Annotated in this window: 18 protein-coding genes and 1 pseudogene; 10 read left to right on the plus strand and 9 right to left on the minus strand. The window is 61.3% G+C overall.

Going from position 1 to position 15,037, the window contains the following annotated elements; translation table 11 throughout:
* Positions 1 to 11 precede the first annotated feature (11 nt).
* Complete coding sequence (locus AC13QO_RS17705; protein WP_085781377.1) at positions 12 to 197, plus strand: hypothetical protein; 186 nt, start codon at positions 12 to 14, stop codon at positions 195 to 197.
* A 42-nt stretch (positions 198 to 239) separates the two neighbouring features.
* Here the strand turns inward: AC13QO_RS17705 and AC13QO_RS17710 are convergent, their stop codons facing one another.
* From AC13QO_RS17710 to AC13QO_RS17725, 4 genes are all read right to left on the minus strand, one after another.
* Positions 240 to 758 carry a hypothetical protein gene (locus AC13QO_RS17710; protein WP_085781378.1) on the minus strand — a complete coding sequence of 173 codons (519 nt, stop codon included), beginning with the start codon at positions 756 to 758 and terminating at the stop codon, positions 240 to 242.
* Between the two features lie 107 nt (positions 759 to 865).
* Positions 866 to 1,411 (minus strand): GXWXG domain-containing protein, encoded by a 546-nt coding sequence (locus AC13QO_RS17715; protein ID WP_488541406.1) that lies wholly within the window; start codon positions 1,409 to 1,411, stop codon positions 866 to 868.
* Entirely contained in the window at positions 1,411 to 1,908 is a 498-nt protein-coding gene (locus AC13QO_RS17720) for a metallophosphoesterase family protein (RefSeq protein WP_085781379.1), read from the minus strand. The genes AC13QO_RS17715 and AC13QO_RS17720 overlap by 1 nt, the downstream gene beginning before the upstream one ends.
* Before the next feature lie 47 nt (positions 1,909 to 1,955).
* Positions 1,956 to 2,777, minus strand: coding sequence for a DUF1206 domain-containing protein (locus tag AC13QO_RS17725; protein ID WP_085781380.1), 822 nt, complete (start codon positions 2,775 to 2,777; stop codon positions 1,956 to 1,958).
* A gap of 97 nt (positions 2,778 to 2,874) precedes the next feature.
* Between AC13QO_RS17725 and AC13QO_RS17730 the strand changes: the two genes are divergently transcribed.
* Positions 2,875 to 3,348: an NUDIX hydrolase gene (locus AC13QO_RS17730; RefSeq protein WP_085781381.1), complete on the plus strand. Its 474-nt coding sequence runs from the start codon at positions 2,875 to 2,877 to the stop codon at positions 3,346 to 3,348.
* A 32-nt stretch (positions 3,349 to 3,380) separates the two neighbouring features.
* On the opposite strand, the gene AC13QO_RS17735 is transcribed toward AC13QO_RS17730, so the two are convergent.
* Positions 3,381 to 4,385, minus strand: coding sequence for a LacI family DNA-binding transcriptional regulator (locus AC13QO_RS17735; RefSeq protein ID WP_085781382.1), 1,005 nt, complete (start codon positions 4,383 to 4,385; stop codon positions 3,381 to 3,383).
* A gap of 445 nt (positions 4,386 to 4,830) precedes the next feature.
* On the opposite strand from AC13QO_RS17735, the gene denD reads away from it, so the two are divergent.
* The 6 genes from denD to AC13QO_RS17765 all read left to right on the plus strand — a co-directional run bounded on the left by denD (position 4,831) and on the right by AC13QO_RS17765 (position 11,243).
* Entirely contained in the window at positions 4,831 to 5,817 is a 987-nt protein-coding gene (denD, locus tag AC13QO_RS17740) for a D-erythronate dehydrogenase (protein ID WP_488541396.1), read from the plus strand.
* Positions 5,814 to 6,587: an SDR family oxidoreductase gene (locus tag AC13QO_RS17745; protein WP_488541397.1), complete on the plus strand. Its 774-nt coding sequence runs from the start codon at positions 5,814 to 5,816 to the stop codon at positions 6,585 to 6,587. Before denD ends, AC13QO_RS17745 begins: the two co-directional genes overlap by 4 nt.
* Before the next feature lie 71 nt (positions 6,588 to 6,658).
* Positions 6,659 to 7,726, plus strand: a complete 1,068-nt coding sequence (locus tag AC13QO_RS17750) for an ABC transporter ATP-binding protein (RefSeq protein WP_085781385.1) — start codon at positions 6,659 to 6,661, stop codon at positions 7,724 to 7,726.
* Positions 7,727 to 7,917: 191 nt separating this feature from the next.
* Positions 7,918 to 9,222: an ABC transporter substrate-binding protein gene (locus tag AC13QO_RS17755; RefSeq protein ID WP_488541398.1), complete on the plus strand. Its 1,305-nt coding sequence runs from the start codon at positions 7,918 to 7,920 to the stop codon at positions 9,220 to 9,222.
* A gap of 184 nt (positions 9,223 to 9,406) precedes the next feature.
* Complete coding sequence (locus AC13QO_RS17760; protein WP_097600112.1) at positions 9,407 to 10,333, plus strand: carbohydrate ABC transporter permease; 927 nt, start codon at positions 9,407 to 9,409, stop codon at positions 10,331 to 10,333.
* A gap of 10 nt (positions 10,334 to 10,343) precedes the next feature.
* Positions 10,344 to 11,243, plus strand: a complete 900-nt coding sequence (locus AC13QO_RS17765; protein ID WP_040112047.1) for a carbohydrate ABC transporter permease — start codon at positions 10,344 to 10,346, stop codon at positions 11,241 to 11,243.
* A 76-nt stretch (positions 11,244 to 11,319) separates the two neighbouring features.
* Here AC13QO_RS17765 and AC13QO_RS17770 read toward each other — a convergent pair whose 3' ends face one another.
* The 4 genes from AC13QO_RS17770 to AC13QO_RS17785 form a co-directional block, all read right to left on the minus strand.
* A complete protein-coding gene (locus AC13QO_RS17770; RefSeq protein WP_488541407.1) occupies positions 11,320 to 11,784 on the minus strand; it encodes a 2,4'-dihydroxyacetophenone dioxygenase family protein in 465 nt (154 codons plus the stop codon).
* 39 nt (positions 11,785 to 11,823) lie between these two features.
* Positions 11,824 to 12,528, minus strand: a complete 705-nt coding sequence (locus AC13QO_RS17775; protein ID WP_085781389.1) for an SDR family NAD(P)-dependent oxidoreductase — start codon at positions 12,526 to 12,528, stop codon at positions 11,824 to 11,826.
* 523 nt (positions 12,529 to 13,051) lie between these two features.
* The gene (locus AC13QO_RS17780) at positions 13,052 to 13,399 is read right to left on the minus strand and encodes a type II toxin-antitoxin system RelE/ParE family toxin (RefSeq protein WP_285192460.1); all 348 of its coding nucleotides are present in this window, start codon (positions 13,397 to 13,399) and stop codon (positions 13,052 to 13,054) included.
* Entirely contained in the window at positions 13,380 to 13,655 is a 276-nt protein-coding gene (locus AC13QO_RS17785) for a type II toxin-antitoxin system ParD family antitoxin (RefSeq protein WP_221128200.1), read from the minus strand. The genes AC13QO_RS17780 and AC13QO_RS17785 overlap by 20 nt, the downstream gene beginning before the upstream one ends.
* Positions 13,656 to 13,925: 270 nt before the next feature.
* Here AC13QO_RS17785 and AC13QO_RS17790 point away from each other — a divergent pair, with 270 nt between their 5' ends.
* Together AC13QO_RS17790 and AC13QO_RS17795 are read left to right on the plus strand one after the other, a co-directional pair.
* Positions 13,926 to 14,810: a dihydrodipicolinate synthase family protein gene (locus tag AC13QO_RS17790; protein WP_488541399.1), complete on the plus strand. Its 885-nt coding sequence runs from the start codon at positions 13,926 to 13,928 to the stop codon at positions 14,808 to 14,810.
* A gap of 6 nt (positions 14,811 to 14,816) precedes the next feature.
* Positions 14,817 to 15,037 (plus strand): annotated as a pseudogene (locus tag AC13QO_RS17795) (GntR family transcriptional regulator); the annotation flags it as partial.

Genomic DNA, 15,037 nt, shown 5'->3' on the forward strand with positions numbered 1-15,037 from the left:
AGGAGACGATCATGTCGAAACGTGAACTGGTAGATACGGGCACCGACAAGCGCTACGTCCGCCGCGACAATCGCGGTCGCTTCAAGGAATCCGACGATGTCGGCCGCTCGCTGTCGGCAGACAAGCGGCGGCGGGCAAAGAATGACACCAAGCCGGGGGAAGGCGACCGAGGCGACCATCACGCCAAAAAGCACTGAAGGTGCTGCGGCGGGAAAACCTCTTGATGTCAGGAGGAGGCCTCACTTCTTCGCCGGCGAGGGACGCTGTAGATCGATGCGGCTCGTCACGACCGACTGGCCCGAGGCCGGATCTCGGTCAACCGTTTGCAGTCGCAACCTGTCTTGCCCGACTTTCTCAATCATCAGCGTGGCGTCTCGATCGCCATTGACGATCCGCGCCCAGGTCACACGCAGGTTCAGTGCTTCACCGTTTCTGCTGCCGGCAAGCTTGGACGGCTGCCCCGATGGACCAATGTAATTGCCGGTGTAACGCTGCCCGGCTGCCTTCACACTCGCCGAGAAACTTCGGGTGAAAACCGCCAAGCCGCGGCATTTTCCGTTCATCGAGACGGCGGATGCGCTGGCATCTGATCTGAGGGTACACGAGACATTGAAATTGGTGCCGCCTATCTTGGTGAGCACCATTCCACCCCCGCTCCAGTCACCTGCCAAGGATTGCAAAAACCCTGCTTCGGACGCCTTTACGTTCGACGGCAAGCAGGAGAGCGAGAGCAAAGTCGCGATCAGGACGGCACGCATGATATCCCCCAGGCTAGCGTGCCCTTACAACTGGCGAACGCGGCAGATTGTTCCCGGCGCCGAGGCGCTGGCGCCATCGTGGCGGCATCGGGGAGTCGCCTCCTTATTCAATCTGGGACGGCTCGCTGAGATACGACTTCGATCTTGCGGAGATTGAAGAAATAGCGACGGGGATCATTATCGACGCACATCATACCGGCCACTTCGTGATCTCCCATCCTGCGGAAATAGTCGGCGATAGGCTGCCTGTCGTAGACCATCGCAGCAGTGCTGACGTTGTCGAACGTCCGAAGCTTCAACGAGGCGGTCGTGCCCGGCGCCCGGAGTGCCTTCTGCAGATAGGAGAACCAGTTCCGGGCGATCCGAGTGCGGCCGAACGGCGCCGCCTTGATCGCCAGGCTGATTGGGATAATTCCGGGTTCGATCGCCACCAGCCGATCCGACCGCCACTGAAAGAGGAGGGCGTCCGCGCGCATGTCGGCGTGGAACCGCTTGCCGAACCAGCCGAGGTTCTCGAGAACGCCGTCGAGCGGGTGATCCGATGGTATGCCCGCACCTCGCCACAGGCCGAGCATCTCGGTCGGCTGGACCGGCGCCAGCGAAGAGAACCAGGCCGTCATTTCGTTCTGTCGCTTAGCGCTTTTCAGCGGCATCATGACCCCGGCTTCGTTGACAACAGGGCTTGCAGCGACACCGGCCTGAGGCCCTGCGCATCGACGCCGACATCGTACTGGCGGGGCAGGGGCTTGAGGCGGCCGTGGGAATGTCCGTGCAGATTGATCGACTTCTTCCCCATCTTCTTCCAGGTGCGGAAGGGGTAATGGCACAGGATCAGCAGATGATCGTCCAGCGTCATCTCACTGTAGTGCTGAACGCTTGCCCATCCCGTCGCCTCTGTCGTCGCCGGGGGATCATTATTCCCGATGATGAGGTGCTTCCGCCCGTTCAGCATCGAAAGGAGCTGGTCGCAGTCCCCACCGCGGAACGACATGAAGTCGCCGAGATGCCAGATATCGTCCTGCGGGCCAATGATTTCGTTCCAGTTCTGGATCAGGGTCACGTCGTGGGACGTCATGTCGGGAAAGGGGCGTCGGTCGATGCGAAGGACGCGGGGATCTGCAAAATGGGTATCGCCGGTAAAATAGATCATCTGACAGAGATGGCGCAGCCCGCCTGCTTGGGAAGCCGCCGTTTTTGCTAATGGCCAGGTGTGGGGATCGAATGTTTCACGTCGTCAAGGGAGGGGCTGTGCACGATGCGATAGCGCGCTTCGACGAGGTTATAGATCCCGAAGGCCGCCAGTCCGATCGCCACGGCGATATAGAGGATGGCGCCGAAAGGAAGCCGTCTCACCCATTCGAGCGCGTCCGCCATGCTGCCTGCCTGCTCAGGGTCAACACGAAAACCTGCATAGGCGAAAAAGATTCCGGTGATCACAAAGACGATGCCGCGGGCGACGAGGCCGTAGACGCAGACCGAGGTCACCACGCCGCTGGCGTCGGCGAGCCTGAGATAGCGCTCGAATTTCCTGGTGATGCCCTTAGCCGCCGTCACGACCCCGCCGATGATGAAGCCGAGACCAACGGCCATGGCAAGATAGGCGCCGAACGGCTGCGACATGATCCACTGGGCCAATCCCTTCTCACCCGAGCCTTCGCTTCCGCCGCCGCTGAAGAGTGCGTGCCCCAGCGCGTATCCGGCAAGCCCGAGATAGACAACGGCGCTGCCGAAGAAAACCGCGCGGATGGCGATGGCCTTGGTGTCGCGGCCATGGCCGTCGCTGTCGGCGAGCGACTGCGCCAGTCGCCAAGCGACGAAACCCAGAAGTCCGACGCCGATGAGCCCGACCCAGACGCGGCCGAAGGGCTGTTCGAGAAGCGTCGAAAGTGCCGATTTCGTTTCCGGCTTCCCCCCGGCAACGCCGGAGAAGAGAGCGAGGCCCGCCACGAGGAGGAACACGATACCGCGCGCCACATAGCCGCTCTTGGCAAGCAGGTCGAAACGGAATCCTTTGGGCATGATATTCTCCGCGCGTCTGTGTGGCTGTCAGCTCTAACGCGCCACCGCGCGGAAAGTTGTCCTCGAGGAAAGACCATGATCATTGAGGGAGTTGCCTATGCCGGTCCGTAGCGCCGGGCTTCTCATCTACCGCCTTTGCGAGAGGAAGCTGGAGGTCCTGCTCGTTCATCCCGGCGGTCCCTTCTGGGCAAAGAAGGACGAGGGCGCCTGGTCGATCCCGAAAGGATTGATCGAGGCCGGCGAAGACGAACTGTCGGCAGCAATCCGGGAGGCGCAGGAGGAGCTCGGCATCGAAATCAAGGGAAGCTTCGTCCCGCTCGGAGAATATCGCCAGCCTGGCGGAAAGGTGGTGGTCGTCTGGTCGGTGGAGGCGGACGTCACGCTTGATGTCGAGAAGGTACGGAGTTCGGAGTTTCAGATCGAATGGCCGCCGCGATCGGGTCGGATCCAAAGTTTTCCCGAGGTCGACCGCGCTGGGTGGTTTGCGATCGCAGAGGCTGAGATCAAGATTCTCAAGGGCCAGGCCGCAATGCTTGCCGATCTCGTAAAACAGCTCGGTCGAGACCAGTGAACGCGCTCAATCCTCTGAAGCACGCGAGGCCTTTAACCTCGATCGACTCCGGTGATCTCCGGAGTGAAAGCAATTACTTTTTCGCATATCCGGTTTTCGTCACCGCTGTTCGCGGCTAGCAGAAGCGCGGCGGCGGCTTCGCCCATCTGGCGCCGCGGCGAGATCGAGGTCGCAATCCTGACGGGGAGGGCACTGGCAACATCCAATCCGTTGAAGCCGGCGATCAGGATTTCGGCAGGGCTGGAAATGCCGAGTTCCAGGCATGCGAAGACGCCGCCCGTTGCCATGTCATCGTTGGAATAATAGATGCAATCGAGATCCCGGGTCGCGGCAAGCATGGACATCGACAGCCGCTTGCCGTGCGCCACTGAGGAATAGGCGGCGTTGAACCGCTCATCTACGAAGGAAAGGCCGCTCTCGCGCAGCACTTTCTCGAAGCCGGCCTTCCGCTTGCCTGCGCGCAGATCTCTGTCGATCGCGCTGCCGATATAACCGAACCGCCGGCGGCCGGCCGCCAAAAGCGCTTTTGCCATCTCTTCCCCAGCCTTGCCGTGCGAGAGGCCAACGTTGAAATCGATCGGTGTGCCGTCGAGGTCCATCAGCTGGATGACGGGAATGGCTGCATTCTGCAGCATTTTGACCGTTTCCGCCGGCTGATCGAGGCCCGTCACGATGATGGCGGCGGGCCGCCAGGAGAGCATGTCGCGGATGATCTCCCGTTCCTTCGCCATGTCATAGTCCGAGATGCCGAACACCGCCTGCATGCCGGATCCCCGCAGCCCAGCGGAAATGCCCGCCAGCATTTCGGGAAAGACGATGTTGGACATGCTGGGAACGACGACGGCAACGAGGTTGGTGCGCTGCGACGACAGTGAGAGCGCCAGCCGGTTGCCGACGTAATTTAGCCGCTCGGCCTGCTGAAGCACCTTTTCGCGGGTCTCCTTGGAGACATCGGCGGCGCCACGAAGAGCGCGCGATGCCGTCATCTTGCTGACGCCTGCCGCAGCGGCAACCTCTTCCAGTGTGGATTTACGCATCGCACCGACCCCATCGTCGAACTGCCTCGCCATCGGGCAACGTCAGACTCATAGGCTCTTTTCCAAAAAAGGAAAACACTCGCTACTTGACATGCACGGTAAAAATGGGCGTTGTTACCGATACCGGTATCGATACCAGCCATCGGAAACGGGAGAGAAACCGTGCGGGGGACAAGGAAGGCCATGGTCGTCGAATGGGAGTCGATGGGCGGAAAGGCAACACTTCGGAGGGTCCGGCATCTGATTAACGTTCGTACCGATCATCTGCGGATCAGGAAAGGTGACTTGACCCGCAGGTTGCAAACCTATCTGAATTCGATCAGGCATATGCCGATCGGGCCGGTTCCAGATCGCGTTGCGAGCCGGCCGGGGAGTGACCACAAGACAATACGAAGAGTAGCCTGATCTTGACCGAAGAGACCGGCCGACGGGAGGAAGAGCCGATATGCATGTGATGATCCTGGGCGCAGCCGGCATGGTCGGCCGCAAGCTGGTCGAGAAGATCGGGCGCGAGCCGCTCGCTTTCGGCCGGCCCGTCACCCGTCTGACACTGGTGGATGCCTTTCAGCCGCCGGTGCCGGAGACGCTCCAGGCGGTCTCGACGACGCAGACGATCGACCTTGCCGCCGCCGGCGCAGCTGACAGGCTGATTGAAAGCCGGCCGGATCTGATTTTTCACCTGGCCGCCATCGTATCGGGTGAGGCGGAGGCTGATTTCGACAAGGGTTACGCCGTCAACCTCGATGGTACCCGCGCTCTCTTCGATGCGATCCGTCAGCTCGGCCTCAAGAGTGATTATGTACCGCGCGTCGTCTTTGCCTCCTCGATCGCCGTCTTCGGCACACCGTTCCCGGAGGTCATTCCGGACGAATTCTTCACGACGCCGCTGACGAGCTACGGCACCCAGAAGGCGATCGCCGAACTGCTGCTCGCCGATTATTCCCGCCGCGGCATCTTCGACGGCATCGGCATACGGCTGCCGACCATCTGCGTGCGCCCGGGTGCGCCGAACAAGGCTGCCTCCGGTTTCTTCTCCAACATCCTGCGCGAGCCGCTGGTCGGCAAGGAAGCCATATTGCCGGTCAGCGACGGCGTGCGGCACTGGTTTGCCAGTCCGCGCGCGGCCGTCGGCTTTTTCGTCCATGCCGCGACGATCGATACCGAAAAGATCGGCGCGCGGCGCAACCTCACCATGCCGGGCCTTTCCGCGCTGGTCTCCGAAGAGATCGACGCTCTGCGCCGGGTGGCCGGCGACAAGGCGGTCGCCCTCATCAAGCGCGTGCCCGATCCCGTGATTGAACGCATCGTCGCCGGTTGGCCGACTCAGTTCGATGCGACCAGAGCCTCTTCGCTCGGCTTTACGGCGGAAACGAGCTTCGACGAAATTCTGCAGGTGCATATCGAGGATGAACTCGGCGGGAGGATTGCGTGAGCATATCGGCGGGAGGAGAAGCAAGGATCGCGCTTGTCACCGGCGGCGGCACCGGTGTCGGGCGTGCCATATCAAGGGGACTCGGCGCTGCCGGCTACAGGGTCGTGATTTCAGGGCGACGGGCCGATGTGCTTGAGAAGGCGGCGAGCGATCTTGGCAGCGAAACGGGGGCCGAGTTTTTCGCAGTTCCTGCCGATGTCGGCGATCCCGCTTCGGTGTGGGCTCTGTTCGACGCGATCTCGGAGAGATACGGACGGCTCGACCTCCTGGTCAACAATGCCGGGGTCACTGTGCCGGGAGTGCCGCTCGAGGAGGTTTCCTTCGAGCAGTGGAGCGCCATCGTCGCCGCCAATCTCACCGGTGCCTTCCTCTGCACCCAGCAGGCCTTCCGGCTGATGAAGAGCCAGACCCCGCGCGGCGGCCGCATCATCAACAACGGCTCGGTCTCGGCCACAACGCCCCGCCCGAATTCCGCGCCTTACACCGCGACGAAGCACGCCATTACGGGCCTGACCAAATCCACCGCGCTTGACGGGCGCGAATTCGACATCGCCTGCGGCCAGATTGATATCGGCAATGCCGCCAGCGACATGACGACGAGAATTGCGGCCGGCGTGCTGCAGGCCAACGGCAGCATTGCCGCGGAGGCGACGATCGACCCGGCCCATATTGCCGACGCGGTCGTCTACATGGCCGGCCTGCCGCTCAGCGCCAACGTGCTGACCATGACTGTCATGGCGACAAAAATGCCCTTTGTCGGGCGAGGGTGAGAAGGCCTGCAGCTGCGGCCGAAGCGACCTATATGCAGTTATGCAGTGCTCATGATCTGGGAGGAGGGAGTATGGCAAACGTTCAATTCGCGGATGTCCGGAAATCATTCGGCGCGCACCCCGTCATCAAGGGGGTGGACATCGATATCGCCGACGGCGAATTCGTCATCCTCGTCGGCCCCTCCGGCTGCGGCAAGTCCACGCTTCTGCGGATGCTGGCAGGGCTCGAGAATATTTCCGGCGGCGAGATCAGGATCGGCGGGCGCGTCGTCAACACGCTGCCGCCGAAGGACCGCGACATTGCCATGGTGTTCCAGAATTATGCGCTCTACCCGCATATGACGGTGGAGCAGAACATGGGCTTCTCGCTCATGCTCAACAAATCGCCGAAGGCAGAAGCGGAAAAGCGGGTGAAATATGCCGCCGGGATCCTCGGTCTCGACAAGCTGCTCGACCGTTATCCGCGCCAGCTTTCCGGCGGCCAGCGCCAGCGCGTCGCCATGGGCCGGGCGATCGTGCGCAATCCGGAAGTCTTCCTGTTCGACGAGCCGCTGTCCAACCTCGATGCGAAACTGCGCGTCGCCATGCGCGCCGAGATCAAGGAACTGCACCAGCGCCTGAAAACGACGACCGTCTACGTCACGCATGATCAGATCGAGGCGATGACGATGGCGGACAAGATCGTCGTTATGCATGACGGCATCGTCGAGCAGATCGGCAGCCCTCTCGAGCTTTACGACCGCCCCGCCAATCTCTTCGTCGGCGGCTTCATCGGCTCGCCAGCAATGAACATGATCCACGGCAGGCTCGATCCGGAGAACCCCAGCCAGTTCGTCGCCGCCAACGGCACGCGGCTGCCGGTCTCCAATCCGCCGGCAAGCGCTATCGGCCGCGACCTCGTCTACGGGCTGCGCCCAGAATATATCTCGCTCGATGCCAACGGCCTGCCGGCCGAGATCGTGGTGATCGAGCCGACCGGCTACGAGACGCATCTGACCGTCCGCCTCGGCGGCAGCGATGTCAGCTGCGTCTTCCGCGAGCGTGTCGATGCCCGTCCGGGTGAAGCCATCCGCGTGGCGATCGACGCCAAACATGTGCATCTCTTCGACGCCGAAGGCGGCATGAGATTGACCGACTGACGCCATCCGGCGGGATAAGGGGAGAGGAGGAGTCTTCCGTTCCGCCGGAGCGCAAGCATTCGAGGGGTGAGCCCCACGGGAGCGCAAACCTCCCAGGGGAGCTTGCGCCTCCGGGATGCCAGGCCGCCGTTCACCAAGCGGGAGGTGAATGCCGGAGAATTGCTCCCGCTGTTTCAATGAGGAGGAATCTCATGACGATCAAGAGACGTGAATTTCTTGCTGCATCGGCAGCCGTTGCCGGTGTCGCCGGCCTTGGCATCAAGCCGTCCTTTGCGCAGGCCGAACCGACCTACACGCCGGAAAGCGGCGCCAGCCTGCGGCTGCTGCGCTGGACGCCTTTCGTGAAGGGCGATGAGGATGCCTGGCTCGCCAATACCAAGAAGTTCACCGAGGCGACAGGCGTGGAAGTGCGCATCGACAAGGAGAGTTGGGAGGACATCCGTCCGAAGGCGGCCGTTGCGGCCAATGTCGGCTCCGGTCCGGATCTCATCATGTGCTGGTTCGACGACGCGCACCAATATCCCGACAAGCTGGTCGATCTCACCGAACTCGGCAACTATCTCGGCAACAAATACGACGGCTGGTATGACGGCCTGAAGGGTTACGCCACCCGCGACGACAAGTTCATCGCCATGCCGCTGACAACAATCGGCAATGCCGTCGTCTATCGCGACAGCCATGTGAAGGCGGCCGGCTTCAACGAATTCCCGAACGATACCGCAGGCTTCCTCGAGCTTTGCAAGGCGATGAAGGCAAAGGGCACGCCCGCTGGCTTCCCCCATGGTAAGGCGGTCGGCGACGGCAACAACTACGCCCATTGGCTGCTCTGGAGCCATGGCGGCAAGATGGTCGACGAAAGCGGCACGGTGACGATCAACAGCCCGGAAACGCTCGCCTCGATCAACTACGCCAAGGAGCTCTACGCGACCTTCATTCCGGGCACGGAAAGCTGGCTGGATGTCAACAACAACCGTGCCTTCCTCGCCGGCCAGGTATCGCTGATCGCCAACGGCGTCTCGGTCTATTACACGGCCAAGAACGACCCGAAGCTCGCCGAGATCGCCAAGGACATCCGCACGACGAACTTCCCGATCGGGCCGGTTGGCAAGAGCGTCGAGCTTTTCCAGACGAGCTCGCTGCTGCTCTTCAAGCACAGCAAATATCCGGAAGCGGCAAAGGCCTACATCAAGTTCATGATGGAAGCCGATCAGATGAATGCCTGGATTCAGGGCTCCAGCGCCTATTGCTGCCAGCCCCTCAAGGCCTTCGCCAATAATCCGGTCTGGACTGCCGATCCGGTTCACGCGCCCTATGCGCGCGCCTCGGAAAAGCTGCGCCCGAACGGTTATGCCGGGCCGCTCGGCTACGCCTCGGCGGCGACCATGGCCGACTACGTGCTGGTCGACATGTATGCCGCCGCCGTCACCGGCCAGAAGTCGCCCGAGGACGCGATGAAGGAAGCCGAACGCCGGGCAAACCGCTACTACCGCGTCTGATCCGGAGCCGGGACCTGCGGCATGCCTGATGTCCGGCATGCCGCGAGCCTCTGAAGCGCGTCACATCAGATTTGATCCATGCGCCGCGCTTTAGTTCCTTGTTTTTAGGCATGTCGTTGTCCCGGAACCGCTGCACACTTCCGGGCGACATGCATCAGGACTGAATGCAATCTGGAGACAAGCAATGTCGACCTTGGACTCAGGGGATAAGCGCGGCCCCTCGCTAATGCAGAACAACAACGTGCTCGGCTTCCTCTTCATGCTGCCGGCCGCCGTGTTCCTCGTCTGCTTTCTCACTTATCCCTTGGGGCTCGGCGTCTGGCTTGGTTTTACCGACACGCGGATCGGCCGGGACGGCATTTTCATCGGCCTGGAGAACTATGAATTCCTGGCCGATGACGCGGTTTTCTGGCTGTCAGTCTTCAACACCATCCTTTACACGGTCATCGCCTCGGCTCTGAAATTCGCTCTCGGCCTCTGGCTGGCGCTGCTCCTGAACCAGCACCTTCCGTTCAAATCCTTCTTCCGGGCGATCGTGCTCCTGCCCTGGGTGGTGCCGACGGTGCTTTCGGCGCTGGCCTTCTGGTGGATCTACGATTCCCAGTTCTCGATCATCTCGTGGTCGCTGATGAAGCTCGGGCTGATCAGCGCGCCGATCAACTTCCTCGGCGATCCCACAAATGCCCGCATCTCGGTCATCGTCGCCAATGTCTGGCGCGGCATTCCCTTCGTAGCTATTTCGCTGCTCGCCGGCCTGCAGACCATTCCCGCCTCGCTGCAGGAGGCGGCCTCGCTCGACGGCGCGACGAGCTGGCAGCGCTTCCGCTATGTGACGCTGCCGATGCTGACGCCGATCATCGCCGTCGTCATGACCTTTTCGGTGCTCTTCACGTTCACGGATTTCCAGCTGATCTACGTGCTGACCAAGGGCGGGCCTGTCAACGCCACGCATCTGATGGCCACACTCTCCTTCCAGCGCGGCATTCCGGGCGGGCAGCTCGGCGAGGGTGCTGCCATCGCCGTCGCCATGATACCCTTCCTGCTCGGCGCCATCATGTTCAGTTTCTTCGGTCTGCAACGCCGCAAATGGCAGCAGGGCGGACAAGATTAAGGAGCGAACCATGTCGACCAATCTCAAAACGGCCGATGAGGTCCTGACCGACAATGCCGAGGGCATGAGCTACCTGAACCGCCTGCCGCGGCGCGTGGTGATGCTCTACCTGCCGATGGCCGTCTTCGTCTTCGTGCTGCTCTTTCCCTTCTACTGGATGGCGATCACCGCGGTGAAGCCGAACGAGCAGCTGACGGATTACAACAACTACAGCCCCTTCTGGGTGGTCGGCCCGACGCTTGACCACATCAAATACCTATTTCTCGAGACATCTTATCCCGGCTGGCTGTGGAACACGATGCTGGTGGCTGTGGGGTCGACGGCGCTGTCGCTGGTGGCCTCGGTGTTCGGCGCCTACGCGATCGAGCGCGTGCGCTTCACCGGCTCCAGGCAGATCGGCCTCGTGATCTTTCTCGCCTATCTCATTCCGCCGTCGATCCTTTTCATCCCGCTCGCATTCATCGTTTTCAAGCTCGGGATCTATGATTCGCGCCTGGCGCTGATCTTCACCTATCCGACCTTCCTCATCCCCTTCTGCACCTGGCTGCTGATGGGTTATTTCCGTTCGATCCCCTTCGAACTGGAGGAGAGCGCGCTGGTGGACGGGGCCAACCGCTGGCAGATCCTCGTCAAGATCATCCTGCCGCTTGCGGTGCCGGGCCTGATCTCGGCCGGCATCTTCGCCTTCACGCTGTCCTGGAACGAATTCATCTACGCGCTGACATTCATCCAGTCCTCGGAGAACAAGACCATTCCGGTGGGCGTCCTGACCGAGCTAGTGCGCGGCGACGTCTTCGAATGGGGATCGCTGATGGCAGGCGCCCTGTTCGGCTCACTGCCAGTCGTCATCCTCTATTCGTTCTTCGTCGACTACTACGTGTCCTCGATGACGGGTGCGGTGAAGGAGTAGCAACGATCGTTTCGGCGGCGGGTGGTGAGGATTTCATCCCCGCCGGCCGAAAAGATGCCGATCGGCTCGTCAACCGCTACCGGACGAACTGCCTCACGAAATCGGCGCCGAGGCCGACCTTCTGATAATGGGCGGCGCACATGTCGATCTTGGTGAAGACATCCTCGAAGCCGGTGTGATCGCCGTTTTCGTCGACATAATACATGCAGCCGGAAATGTTGAAGAAGGTGATCATCTCCTCGACGTCGTCGGGCACGGCCAGGGTATGGGTTTCGCCGGGCGGCTCGAAGACATAGGCTCCTTCGGTGGCCATCCAATCGTGTTCGAGGTAGCGCCAGCGGCCCTTGATGACATAGCCGTGAACGGGTGCCGGATGGCGATGGCGGCTGAGGATACCGGCGCGGCGCACCCGCAGGAGATTGCACCATGCGCCCTGCAGCGTGTTCAGCATCAGCGGGCGGAACCAGACATCGGGGGCCTGGGGAACCCAGAGCCGTTCATCTTCGGGAACCGCCGCGACGACGATCTCGGGCGGCGACATAGGGTGGACAGATTGATAGGCCACGGAACCTCTCTCCTTTCAAGCTGCGGCATAACCGCCGTCGACCGGCAGGATAACGCCGGTCATGAAGCCGGCCGCTTCCGAGCACAGGAAGACGATCGGGCCGGCGACGTCTTCCGGCTTGCCCCAGCGGCGCATCGGCGTGCGCTGCAGGATAGGCTCTGCTCGGCTCGGGTCTTCGTAGAGGGGACGGGTCAGCTCGGTGGCGATCCAGCCGGGGGCCACCGCGTTGACCCTGATACTGTCAGCCGCCCAGGCAACGGCCAGAGATTTGGTGAGCTGCGCCACGCCGCCCTTGCTGGCGGTGTAGGCCGGCACGGCCGGTCCGCCGAAGAATGACAGCATGGAAGCGGTATTGACGATAGCGCCGCCCTTTCGAGCCAGCAGCGGCCTTGCTGCGACACAAACCCGCATCGTGCCCGAGAGATTGACGTCGATGACCTCCGAGAAGGTGGCGGGATCGAACTCCGCGCCGCCGCGCCGAATGAGCCCGGCGCAATTGACGACTGCATCGAGCCTGTCGAATGAACCGACCAGCCTCTCCACGGAGGCCTGGTCGCGCACGTCGAGCACGACGCCGGCAAGACACTCTCTCTTCGGCATGGCGGCGATTTCGGCGGCATCGATCCCCGTCGCCGTCACACGATAACCTGCGTCACGAAGCGCCAGGGCGGCGGAAAGCCCGATACCGCGGCCACCACCTGTCACCAGTGCATGTTTCATACGCCAACCTCTTTGCTCAGGAATGCCAGAACGTCGCCTCTCACGGTTATAGGCGCTGCGGCCTCGAACGAAGCGCACCATCGACCCTGTCGCTGTGACCCGTGGTATCGACGTCTGCACCTTCGCCTGGAATGCGGATGCGTTCGCTCGCGGACGCGACGAATGCGCCATGCAAGCCCATCTTCAGCACGAAGAGTGGTCTGCCAAGCTTCGGGCAAAAAATTCACGTTAGCATTCGTGTCGTCAAGGGCCGGTCAGGCGGTCGCATTCTCCAGAGTAGCGAAGATGACCTTACAAAGCGAGTGATCGAATGGGCGATCGCGCGAGTACGCTCGAGCGGAACTCATCTGGCCGGCGAAGGCTCTCTTCGGACCATTCGCGCCCGCTTAACATCAGAAGACGCAGAAAGCCGACATCACGAGCGAGGCAGGATACGCTGACAATGTCCCCGATGCTCGGGTATTGCGTAAATTGGATAGCACCGCCACCAGACTGAGAGTTGCCTAGGTGCATATAGGCCTTGTCACGCCAGCATACGTGCAAGCATATGTTTAATATGGTCCTGCGCCCCGTGGAAAACTGCGGCAATAATGATCCTGCGACTATTCTCTACGGGTAAGAACCAGGCCGCCGCCTTGTCCCCCCGAAGAAACCGGATTCCAGGCCAAATGTCGGGCCGCAATGTCCCGATATAAGTCGTATCGACCAGACGGTCGATTTCGACAAGCAATTTACGAATTCGTTCAGCGGTACGCTCCAAAGCCTGGTCAGGCGAGTCTCCGAGTTCGACATAGGAGTCGAAGAGATGATCGAAAATCAACTCAAAATCGCGTTCGACATCCTCGGGATATTCAACGGTCCACACGAACAGCCCGCCGCTTCCGGTCGATCATTGTCTCGACGCGGCTTTCCATTTCCGTCGTGGAAGTCATCGGGCCGTTCAAACGCCGCTGGACCAACTCGCGAAGGGCTGCCGTTTCGGCGGTCTCGCTTTCCGTCCTTTGGCGGAGAAGCTCCAGGCCCTGCTGAAGAACGGAACTCATGCTGGAATACCGGCCGCTCTCCACCAGCGACCGGGCAAACGCGTCCTGCTGGTCGGTTAGCGAGATCGACGATTTGACACTCATCGGTTTATCTCCATCGAGCCGAGTTTGCTACTCAGTTGCACATTTATTGATCTACCGAAAGCCTTCATCTATCGTCATGGCAGGCCCGCTATTGGTAGTGTTTGCTACCACCGCCGCACTTTTCCAGAGAAACGAGTTCATCTGCTTTACGGCCACTGGCAAATGGCCATTGTGGCCAAGAAGAGGGCTCCGCACCGACCGATACGATCAGCTCTTTACAACTAACATGTCAGTCTGCTACACCTGACTCAATAGTTGGGAGGAACAAGGTTGACATCAAGATTCGGGCTCTCCGTCGCTCTCGCCACGCCGTTCGACAGTGATGGCAATATTGCGATCGAGGCGATGATCGCGCAAGCACGGCGGTGCCTTGCCGCCGGGTGCTCCAGCGTGACGCTGTTCGGGACGACAGGTGAGGGATCTTCCATCGGGAATGGCGAACGGGAACGCATAGTGGCCGCCTTTCTCGATGCTGGCATTGCGCCCGGCAACATCATCGTCGGCGTGCTCGTCGATGCCGCAGAGGATGCGGCGATGCAGGCCGGTCAGGCCCTGTCCAATGGCGCCCGCAACATCCTTCTTGCCCCGCCGTCCTATTTCAAGAACGTCAGTGACGACGGCGTCTTCCAGTGGTTTTCCGCCGTATTCTCCCTGCTGGGCGACACGGCGCGGGATATCATCGTCTATAATCTTCCTTCGGTCACCATGGTGCCGCTGAGCGTGTCGCTGATCGGCCGGCTGCGGAACGCCTTTCCCCATATCGTCACAGGCGTCAAGGATTCCTCCGGCGACTGGCCCTACACCGAAGCGCTTCTCAAAGCGCATCGTGATCTCATCATCCTGGTCGGCGACGAGCGGCACCTCGCAAGGGCCGTGCGGCTCGGCGGCCAGGGTGCCATATCGGGCATGGCGAATTTTGTGCCTCGCGAACTCAAGCCGATGGCCGAAGAGGGCAGGGACGATAACCGCGTCGCCGATTTCGTCGTCGAATTGCTGAAACATCCGGTCATTCCGGCCGTGAAGACGATGGTGGCGTGCACGACGTTGGAGGACATCTGGGTTGCGGTTCGTCCGCCGCTCCTCCCATTATCCGCCGAAGCGCAGGAACAGCTTGCGATTGCCTTTGACCGTCTATTCCAATCGAAGGCGGCATAGTTAGCCATGTTTGCGGGGGAGGCGATGGACGAAACGGAGGAGCAGCCGACGCTACGGGAAAAGGCCTATGCAAGTTTCACGCGCCACCTGCTTGCCCGTGACGTGCGTCCCGGCCAATTCGTGTCGCAGCGCCGTCTCGTCGAGCTGACCGGGCTGACGCTTGGCGCCATCCGAGAGCTCATCCCGAGGCTTGAAGCGGAGGGGCTGATCAAGACCGTGCCGCAGCG

This window comes from Rhizobium sp. CNPSo 3670, from assembly GCF_057784555.1.

Excerpts from the sequence above, each read along its gene's own strand:
- AC13QO_RS17705 (WP_085781377.1), top strand. The coding sequence starts at position 12 with ATGTCGAAACGTGAACTGGTAGATACGGGCACCGACAAGCGCTACGTC.
- AC13QO_RS17710 (WP_085781378.1), bottom strand. The coding sequence starts at position 758 with ATGCGTGCCGTCCTGATCGCGACTTTGCTCTCGCTCTCCTGCTTGCCG.
- AC13QO_RS17715 (WP_488541406.1), bottom strand. The coding sequence starts at position 1,411 with ATGCCGCTGAAAAGCGCTAAGCGACAGAACGAAATGACGGCCTGGTTC.
- AC13QO_RS17720 (WP_085781379.1), bottom strand. The coding sequence starts at position 1,908 with ATGATCTATTTTACCGGCGATACCCATTTTGCAGATCCCCGCGTCCTT.
- AC13QO_RS17725 (WP_085781380.1), bottom strand. The coding sequence starts at position 2,777 with ATGCCCAAAGGATTCCGTTTCGACCTGCTTGCCAAGAGCGGCTATGTG.
- AC13QO_RS17730 (WP_085781381.1), top strand. The coding sequence starts at position 2,875 with ATGCCGGTCCGTAGCGCCGGGCTTCTCATCTACCGCCTTTGCGAGAGG.
- AC13QO_RS17735 (WP_085781382.1), bottom strand. The coding sequence starts at position 4,385 with ATGCGTAAATCCACACTGGAAGAGGTTGCCGCTGCGGCAGGCGTCAGC.
- denD (WP_488541396.1), top strand. The coding sequence starts at position 4,831 with ATGCATGTGATGATCCTGGGCGCAGCCGGCATGGTCGGCCGCAAGCTG.
- AC13QO_RS17750 (WP_085781385.1), top strand. The coding sequence starts at position 6,659 with ATGGCAAACGTTCAATTCGCGGATGTCCGGAAATCATTCGGCGCGCAC.
- AC13QO_RS17755 (WP_488541398.1), top strand. The coding sequence starts at position 7,918 with ATGACGATCAAGAGACGTGAATTTCTTGCTGCATCGGCAGCCGTTGCC.
- AC13QO_RS17760 (WP_097600112.1), top strand. The coding sequence starts at position 9,407 with ATGTCGACCTTGGACTCAGGGGATAAGCGCGGCCCCTCGCTAATGCAG.
- AC13QO_RS17765 (WP_040112047.1), top strand. The coding sequence starts at position 10,344 with ATGTCGACCAATCTCAAAACGGCCGATGAGGTCCTGACCGACAATGCC.
- AC13QO_RS17770 (WP_488541407.1), bottom strand. The coding sequence starts at position 11,784 with ATGTCGCCGCCCGAGATCGTCGTCGCGGCGGTTCCCGAAGATGAACGG.
- AC13QO_RS17775 (WP_085781389.1), bottom strand. The coding sequence starts at position 12,528 with ATGAAACATGCACTGGTGACAGGTGGTGGCCGCGGTATCGGGCTTTCC.
- AC13QO_RS17785 (WP_221128200.1), bottom strand. The coding sequence starts at position 13,655 with ATGAGTGTCAAATCGTCGATCTCGCTAACCGACCAGCAGGACGCGTTT.